General features: G+C 74.5%; 6 protein-coding genes. 3 read left to right on the top strand and 3 right to left on the bottom strand.

All coding sequences use genetic code 11. The features are described from left to right. Positions 1 to 54: 54 nt before the first annotated feature. From AB0L25_RS36080 to AB0L25_RS36070, 3 genes are all read right to left on the bottom strand, one after another. Positions 55 to 1,476, bottom strand: a complete 1,422-nt coding sequence (locus AB0L25_RS36080; RefSeq protein ID WP_500177508.1) for an RNA polymerase sigma factor — start codon at positions 1,474 to 1,476, stop codon at positions 55 to 57. 243 nt (positions 1,477 to 1,719) lie between these two features. Continuing rightward, complete coding sequence (locus tag AB0L25_RS36075) at positions 1,720 to 2,724, bottom strand: cation diffusion facilitator family transporter (RefSeq protein ID WP_500177506.1); 1,005 nt, start codon at positions 2,722 to 2,724, stop codon at positions 1,720 to 1,722. Positions 2,725 to 2,776: 52 nt separating this feature from the next. After that, positions 2,777 to 3,955: an AMP-binding protein gene (locus AB0L25_RS36070; RefSeq protein ID WP_500177504.1), complete on the bottom strand. Its 1,179-nt coding sequence runs from the start codon at positions 3,953 to 3,955 to the stop codon at positions 2,777 to 2,779. A gap of 93 nt (positions 3,956 to 4,048) precedes the next feature. Between AB0L25_RS36070 and AB0L25_RS36065 the strand changes: the two genes are divergently transcribed. From AB0L25_RS36065 to menD, 3 genes are all read left to right on the top strand, one after another. Then, positions 4,049 to 4,948 carry a 1,4-dihydroxy-2-naphthoyl-CoA synthase gene (locus AB0L25_RS36065; RefSeq protein ID WP_026401857.1) on the top strand — a complete coding sequence of 300 codons (900 nt, stop codon included), beginning with the start codon at positions 4,049 to 4,051 and terminating at the stop codon, positions 4,946 to 4,948. A gap of 64 nt (positions 4,949 to 5,012) precedes the next feature. After that, on the top strand, positions 5,013 to 5,954 hold the full coding sequence (locus AB0L25_RS36060; protein ID WP_500177502.1) for an o-succinylbenzoate synthase: 942 nt from the start codon (positions 5,013 to 5,015) through the stop codon (positions 5,952 to 5,954). Then, positions 5,951 to 7,621: a 2-succinyl-5-enolpyruvyl-6-hydroxy-3-cyclohexene-1-carboxylic-acid synthase gene (gene menD / locus AB0L25_RS36055; protein ID WP_500177501.1), complete on the top strand. Its 1,671-nt coding sequence runs from the start codon at positions 5,951 to 5,953 to the stop codon at positions 7,619 to 7,621. The genes AB0L25_RS36060 and menD overlap by 4 nt, the downstream gene beginning before the upstream one ends. Positions 7,622 to 7,641 lie beyond the last annotated feature (20 nt).

Below are 7,641 nucleotides of genomic sequence, written 5' to 3'. Positions count from 1 at the left end.
GCCCGCCGGACACCGTGGTCCGGCGGGCCCTCCGCCCGTCTCGCGGGCGGGCGGTCAGACGGCGAAGTCGAGCAGCGGCCGGGCGTTGCTGGGGTGCCGCAGCTTGGACAGCGACTCCTTCTCCAGCTGCCGGATCCGCTCCCGGGTGAGCCCGAGCGCGCGGCCGATCTCGTCGAGCGTCCGCGGCGTCCCGTCGTACAGCCCGAACCGCATCGCCATGATCTTGGCCTCGCGCGGCGACAGGATGTCGAGGGTGCGGCGCAGCTGGTCGGCCATGAGCTGCCGGTCCACCAGCTCGGACGCCTCGGGGCTGTCGGTGTCCTCGATGAGGTCGCCGATGCGGGTCTCGCCGTCCTCGCCGATGGTGGAGTCCAGGCTGATCGGCTGGCGGCTGGTGCGCAGCAGCTCGCGGACCTGCTCGGGGCTCTTGTCGAGCTCGACGGCCAGTTCCTCGGGGGTGGGCTCGCGGCCCAGCCGCTGGTGCATGTCGCGCTCGACGCGACTCAGCTTGCTGAGCATCTCCAGCACGTGCACCGGCAGCCGGATGGTGCGGGCCGAGTCGGCGAAGCCGCGCTGGATGGCCTGGCGGATCCACCACATGGCGTAGGTGGAGAACTTGTAGCCCTTGGAGTAGTCGAACTTCTCCACGGCGCGGATCAGCCCGAGGTTGCCCTCCTGGACGACGTCCAGCAGCGACAGGCCGCGGTCGGAGTACTTCTTGGCGACCGACACCACGAGCCGGAGGTTGGCCTCCAGCATGTGGGCCTTGGCGCGGCGGCCGTCGGCGGCCACCCACTCGAGGTCGGCGCGCAGCGCCGGGCTCAGCTCCTCGTTCTCGAGCTTGTGCTCGGCGTACAGCCCGGCCTCGATCCGCTTGGCGAGGTCGACCTCCTGCTCGGCGGTCAGCAGCTGCCGGCGGCCGATCGCCTTCAGGTAGGTGTGGACCGAGTCGCCCATGGTGGTCGACTGGTCGTCCAGGTCGGCCGGGGCGTCGGCGGCACTGTCGGCGGCACTGTCGGCGGCTTCGACCTCGGTGACGTCGAACGCCTCGTCGGCGGTGCCGTCGCCGTCGCGGGCGGCCTTGCCGGCGTCCGCCTTGGCGGCGGTCTTGGCGGTGGCCTTCGGGCGCGCCCGTCCGGCGGTGGTCTTCTTCGCGGTCCGCTTGCGGGCGGGGGAGGGGACGTCCGCTCCGGCGGGGTGGTCGGCCGGGTGCTCGGCGGCGCGGCCCTCGGCGCGCGCGGCCGCCGGTACGGCGGCCTTGCGGCCGGTGTCGGTGTCGCCGGCGAGGCTGATGCCGGCCTCGGAGAGCTCGCGCAGGATCGAGCGGCCCTGGGCGGGGCTGATGCCGGCCGATTCGAAGGCCCCCCGGACCTCGTCGAGCGACAGGCGCCCTTGGGCGCGGCCACGCTTCAGGAGGTCGTCGAGTGCCGGGCTCGTCGCCCCTGTGAGCGGGGTCTCTGCGGCGGTTCGCGGCATGGGGACGCCCCCCTCCCTTCGGTGGTGTGAATGCGGCGCGGATTGTCGTTCGCTGGTGGCGCGCGCATCTATCGGAACGTCGCGGGGCCGGGTTCTTGTTCCCGGCGCCCCGGATCGGCGCCCTCACCGCGGAGCGGGAGGGTGCCCCGGACAGAGCTTCGTGCCCGGCGCGGGCCGTCTCACACCGGCGGCCCGCCCCAGACGAACCTTACTACGTAAAGGCATCGGGCGGTGCGACCCCCATCATTCCGGGCGCTTCGGTCGCAATGTCCGACCATAACGCGCGACGACCCGTTCGCGCAGCTCAGGATCGTCCCGGGGGACCGGCTCGAGGAACACCTCGTCGATCTCGGCGTGCGCCTCCCGCAGCTCGCGCGCCATCCGGACGCACGCGCGCTCGAGATCGGCGGAGGTGATCGCGTCGCGGAAGTCCAGCCGCGCGCACACCAGCACCCGGTCCGCGCCGACGGTCATCGTGACGATGTCGACGAGCCACTCCACCTCGGGCGCCGCGGTGAGCCGGGCGCGGACGTCGGCGACCAGCCGGGGGTCGGCCTGGTTGCCGATCAGCAGGTCGAGGTTGATGCGGCCGAGGACGAGCGCGACGACGGTCAGCAGCACGCCGATCAGCACCGAGCCGACGCCGTCCCAGACCGCCGAGCCGGTGAGGTGGTGCAGGCCGAGGCCGCCGAACGCCAGCAGCAGGCCGATCAGGGCGGCGGAGTCCTCCAGCAGGACGCTGATCGCGGGCGGATCGTCGGTGCGGCGGATGTACGCCGCGACCGACAGGCCCTCGCCGCGGGCGGCGTCGCGGACCTGCCGGAGGGCCTGCTGCCACGACACGGCCTCGAGCGCGAAGGAGACGCCGAGGACGGCGTACCCGACGAGCGGGTCGGCCTCCTCGGCGGTGTGCCCGGTGAGCGTCTGCACGCCCTGGTAGAACGCGAACAGCGCGCCCATCCCGAAGATCGCGACGGCGACCAGGAGCGTCCAGATGTAGCGCTCCATGCCGTAGCCGAGGGGGTGGCGCCGGTCGGCGGGACGGCCGCTGCGGCGCAGCCCCACCATCAGCAGGACCTCGTTGAAGGTGTCGGCGACCGAGTGCGCGGCCTCGGCGGCCAGCGACGCCGATCCGGTGAGCAGCGCCGCGACGATCTTGGCGATGGCGATCCCGAGGTTGGCCAGGAAGGCCAGCGCGACGGTCAGCCCGCTCTCCCCGGCCTTCCCCGGGTCCTGATGATCGGCCATGCCGGTCGTCTTCCCCCGGCGTCCAGGGGCCATGCGCCCGGCGACACGGCGCTCAGGGCGCGTGCGCTCCCGCGTCGCGGAGGCGGGCGCGGTCGGGTTTGCCGGACGGCAGCAGCGGGATCCGGTCGCGCAGCTCGAGCTCGTGCGGCGCCGCGTGGGCGGGCATCGTCGTGCGGACGAACGCGCGCAGCTCGTCCAGCGAGGGCGGATCGCCCGCGGCGGGGACGGCGACGGCGGTGACGCGCTCGCCCCACTCGGGATCGGGACGCCCGACGACCACGACGTCGCGGATCTTCGGGTGGCGGGCCAGCGCCGCGGCGACCTCTCCGGCGACGACCTTCTCGCCGCCGGTGTTGATGACGTCGTCGACGCGGCCGCGGACGCGCAACCGCCCGTCCGGGTCGATCGCGCCGAGGTCGCCGGTGACGAACCAGTCGCCGTCGCGGGCGGCGGCGGTCAGGTCGGGGCGGAGTCGGTAGCCGGTGAACAGTGACGGCCCGGCGAGGCGGATGCGGCCGTCGGCGGCGAGGCCGACGCGGACGCCGTCCAGGGGGGTGCCGTCGTAGACGCAGCCGCCGCAGGTCTCGCTCATCCCGTAGGTGGTGAACACGCGGGCGCCGCGGTCGCGGGCGGCGGCGAGCAGGCCGGGCGGGGCGGCGGCGCCGCCGAGCACGACGGCGCCGAACTTGGCCAGGTCGGTGCCGGCGTCGGCGAGGCGGCGCAGCTGGGTCGGGACGAGCGCGACGTGCGCGCCGGGCGGGGCGGCTGCGGCGAGGTCGAGGGGGTCGAATCTCGGCATGATGACCGGTTCGGTGCCGGCGACGAGGGCGCGGACCAGGACCTGGATTCCGGCGATGTGGCTGGTGGGCAGGCAGCACAGCCAGCGGTCGCCGGGCGCGGCGCCGATGCGGGCGAGGGTTCCGGCGCCCGAGTGGCGCAGGGCGGCGGCGGACAGCTCGGTGAACTTGGGGGTGCCGGTGGAGCCGGAGGTGGCGATGAGGACGGCGGTGCCGTCGGCGACGGGCTCGCTGCGGCCCGCGTGCGGCGCGACGCCTTCGGCGGTCTCGACGGCGTGCGGGGCGAGGGCGTCCAGCATGGCGGCGAGGGCGGGGGCGGGCAGGTCGGGGGAGAGTGGGCAGATCGCGGGGCCGGTGCCGTCGAGGGCGGCGGTGAGGGCGGCGAACAGGCGGGGGCCGGGCGGGAGAACGACGGCGTGCAGGCGGCGATCCATGATCTCATCAGGGTAGACGACCCCGCTGAACGTGTTCGAATCGGCGGCCGGTTGAATGGATGCGCCCCCGACGGAGAGGTGGATTGAGGACACATGGTCTCGGAGCTGTTCGACGCGGACGCCTGGCGTGAGGTCGAGGGATTCGACTTCACCGACATCACCTACCACCGGGCGGTGGAGCACGGGACGGTGCGGGTGGCGTTCAACCGGCCGGAGGTGCGCAACGCGTTCCGCCCGCACACGGTGGACGAGCTGTACCGGGCGCTGGACCACGCGCGGATGTCGAGCGACGTGGGGTGCGTCCTGCTGACGGGGAACGGGCCGTCGCCGCGGGACGGCGGGTGGGCGTTCTGCTCGGGCGGCGACCAGCGGATCCGGGGCAAGGACGGCTACAAGTACGCCGAGGGGGAGACCTCGGACACGATCGACCCGGCGCGGGCGGGGCGGCTGCACATCCTGGAGGTGCAGCGGCTGATCCGCATGATGGGCAAGGTCGTGATCTGCGTGGTGCCGGGGTGGGCCGCGGGCGGCGGGCACAGCCTGCACGTGGTGTGCGACCTGACGCTCGCGAGCCGGGAGCACGCCCGGTTCAAGCAGACGGACGCGGACGTGGCCAGCTTCGACGGCGGGTTCGGTTCGGCGTACCTGGCGCGGCAGGTCGGGCAGAAGTTCGCGCGGGAGATCTTCTTCCTGGGCGACGAGTACGACGCGGAGGCCGCGCACCGGATGGGGATGGTGAACGCGGTCGTCCCGCACGCGGAGCTGGAGGCGACGGCGCTGGAGTGGGCGCGCAAGGTCAACGGCAAGAGCCCGACGGCGCAGCGGATGCTGAAGTTCGCGTTCAACCTGATCGACGACGGTCTGGTGGGGCAGCAGGTGTTCGCGGGCGAGGCGACGCGGCTGGCGTACGGGACGGACGAGGCGGCCGAGGGGCGGGACTCGTTCCTGGAGAAGCGCGACCCCGACTGGTCGCGCTTCCCGTGGTACTACTAAACGGTCGTACGGACGGCGTGGTCTGCAATAGCGTGATTCGGCGGACAGTCTGGGGGTTCAGCGGGTGCGGGTCTACTCCATCCCGATGCGGGCGCGGTTCCGCGGCATCACGCGCCGGGAGGGCGCCCTGATCCAGGGGCCGGCCGGGTGGGGGGAGTTCTCGCCGTTCGCCGAGTACGGACCGGCCGAGTCCGCCCGCTGGCTGGCGGCGGCGCGGGAGGCCGCGGATGAGGGGTGGCCCGCGCCGGTGCGCGACCGGGTCCCGGTGAACGCGACGATCCCGGCGGTGGACGCCGTCCAGGCGCACGCGATGGCGTCCGCGGCGGCCGAGTCGGGGTGCCGGACCGCGAAGGTGAAGGTGGCCGAGCGGGGTCAGGTCGACGCCGACGATCTCGAGCGGGTCGAGGCCGTCCGGTCCGCGCTGGGGCCGGACGGGCGGATCCGGGTGGACGCCAACGGCGGCTGGGACGTCGAGCACGCGGCCCGGATGATCCGGTCGCTGGACCGGTGGGAGCTGGAGTACGCCGAGCAGCCGTGCGCGACGCTGGAGGAGCTGGCGGAGGTGCGGCGGCGGGTGGACGTGCCGATCGCGGCGGACGAGTCGATCCGGCGGGCGGAGGATCCGCTGAAGGTGCGGGCGGCGGGCGCCGCGGACGTGGCGGTGCTGAAGGTGCAGCCGCTCGGCGGGGTCCGGGCGGCGCTGCGGGTCGCGGAGGCGTGCGGGCTGCCGGTGGTGGTGTCGAGCGCGGTGGAGACGTCGGTGGGGCTGGCGGCGGGGGTGGCGTTGGCGGCGGCGCTGCCGGAGCTGCCGTACGCGTGCGGGCTGGGCACGCTGTCGCTGCTGGAGGGGGACGTGGTGGACGATCCGCTGCGGCCGTCCGGCGGGGCGATCGCGGTGCGGCGCCCGGTGGTGGACGAGGCGGCGCTGGCCCGGTACGAGGCGCCCGCGGACGGGTGGCGGCGGCGTGCCGAGGAGGCCGGGGCCCTGCTGGGGGGTGGGGCGTGAATCCGGCGACCGCGCTGGCGACCGTCCTGGTGGACGAGCTGCTGCGCTGCGGGATGACCGACGCGGTGCTGGCGCCGGGGTCGCGGTCGGCGCCGCTGGCGCTGGCGATGCACGCGGCGGAGAAGGCGGGCCGGCTGCGGCTGCACGTGCGGATCGACGAGCGGTCGGCGTCGTTCCTGGGGCTGGGGCTGGCGAAGCGGTCGGGCCGTCCGGTGGCGCTGGTGTGCACGTCGGGGACGGCGGCGGCGAACTTCCATCCGGCGGTGATCGAGGCGCACCAGTCGGGCGTGCCGCTGATCGTGATCACCGCGGACCGTCCGCCGGAGCTGCGGGACACGGGCGCGAACCAGACGATCGACCAGGTGAAGCTGTACGGGACGGCGGTGCGGTGGAGCACCGAGATCGGCGCGCCGGAGAACCGCCCGGGGATGGTGGCGTACTGGCGGTCGCTGGTGAGCCGGGCGTGGGGGCTGGCGCAGGCGCCGGTCCGGGGGCCGGTGCATCTGAACGCGGCGTTCCGGGAGCCGCTGATCCCGGACGGGGACGAGTCGTGGTGCGAGCCCCTCGACGGCGACGCGTCGGGCGCGTGGACGAAGGTGCGGGCGGCGACGCCGGGTTCGGTGCTGCACGTGCCGCCGACGCGGCGCGGGGTGCTGGTCGTCGGGGACGGCGCGGTGAACGTCAAGCGGTACGTGGCGGCGGCGTCGATGGCGGGCTGGCCGGTGCTGTCGGAGCCGAACGGCAACGCGCGGTACGGGGATCACGCGCTGACGTCGTACCACTTCCTGCTGGGGATTCCGGAGTTCGTGGAGCGGCACCGCCCGGAGGTGGTGGTGACGCTGGGCAAGCCGGGGCTGTCGCGGCCGCTGCTGTCGCTGCTGCGGCGCGCCGAGGAGCACATCGTGCTGGCGCCCGATCTGGCGCACTGGCCGGATCCGGTGCGGTCGGCGACGCAGGTGGCGCCGGAGGTGGAGATCCCGGTGGTGTCGGGCGACGACGCGTGGCTGAAGTCGTGGCGGTCCGCCGACCGGGCGGCGGCCGCGGCGGTGGACGCGGTGCTGGACGCCGTCCCGGAGGTGAACGAGCCGCGGCTGGCGCGGGATCTGGTGGCGGCGCTGCCGGGCGGTTCGCTGCTGTTCGCGGCGGCGAGCATGCCGATCCGGGATCTGGACCAGGTGATGCGGCCGCGGCGCGGGATCCGGGTGATGGCGAGCCGGGGCGCGTCGGGCATCGACGGGCTGATCTCGACGGCGATGGGGGCGGCGCTGGCGCACGCGGGCCGCTCGTACGCGCTGCTGGGCGATCTGGCGTTCCTGCACGACCAGAACGGGCTGGTGGTGGGGCCGCGCGATCCGCGTCCGGATCTGGCGATCGTGGTGGTGAACAACCAGGGCGGGGGGATCTTCTCGCTGCTGCCGCAGGCGGCGTTGCAGGATCCGTTCGAGCGGGTGTTCGGCACGCCGCACCGGGTCGATGTGGAGTCGCTCGCCGCGGCGCACGGCGTCCCGTACCGGCGGCTGGAGGCGGCCGCGGACCTGCCGAAGGCGATCACGGGGGACGGGCTGCGGATCGTGGAGGCCCGCACCGACCGGGACGCGAACGCGGTCCTGCACGGGCAGATGCGGAAGGCGGCGTTCGCGGCCGTCCGCGAGGTCCTCGAGATCTAGGGGTCGTCGGCACGGCGTCT

This window comes from Spirillospora sp. NPDC052242 (genome assembly GCF_040679555.1).
In the GTDB taxonomy this organism is placed as follows: Bacteria; Actinomycetota; Actinomycetes; order Streptosporangiales; family Streptosporangiaceae; genus Spirillospora.
This window is presented reverse-complemented; position numbering and strand designations above follow the sequence as displayed.

Bases quoted from the DNA above. Each gene is read 5' to 3' on its own strand.
- AB0L25_RS36070 (WP_500177504.1), bottom strand. From the start codon at position 3,955: ATGGATCGCCGCCTGCACGCCGTCGTTCTCCCGCCCGGCCCCCGCCTG.
- AB0L25_RS36080 (WP_500177508.1), bottom strand. From the start codon at position 1,476: ATGCCGCGAACCGCCGCAGAGACCCCGCTCACAGGGGCGACGAGCCCG.
- AB0L25_RS36065 (WP_026401857.1), top strand. From the start codon at position 4,049: ATGGTCTCGGAGCTGTTCGACGCGGACGCCTGGCGTGAGGTCGAGGGA.
- AB0L25_RS36075 (WP_500177506.1), bottom strand. From the start codon at position 2,724: ATGGCCGATCATCAGGACCCGGGGAAGGCCGGGGAGAGCGGGCTGACC.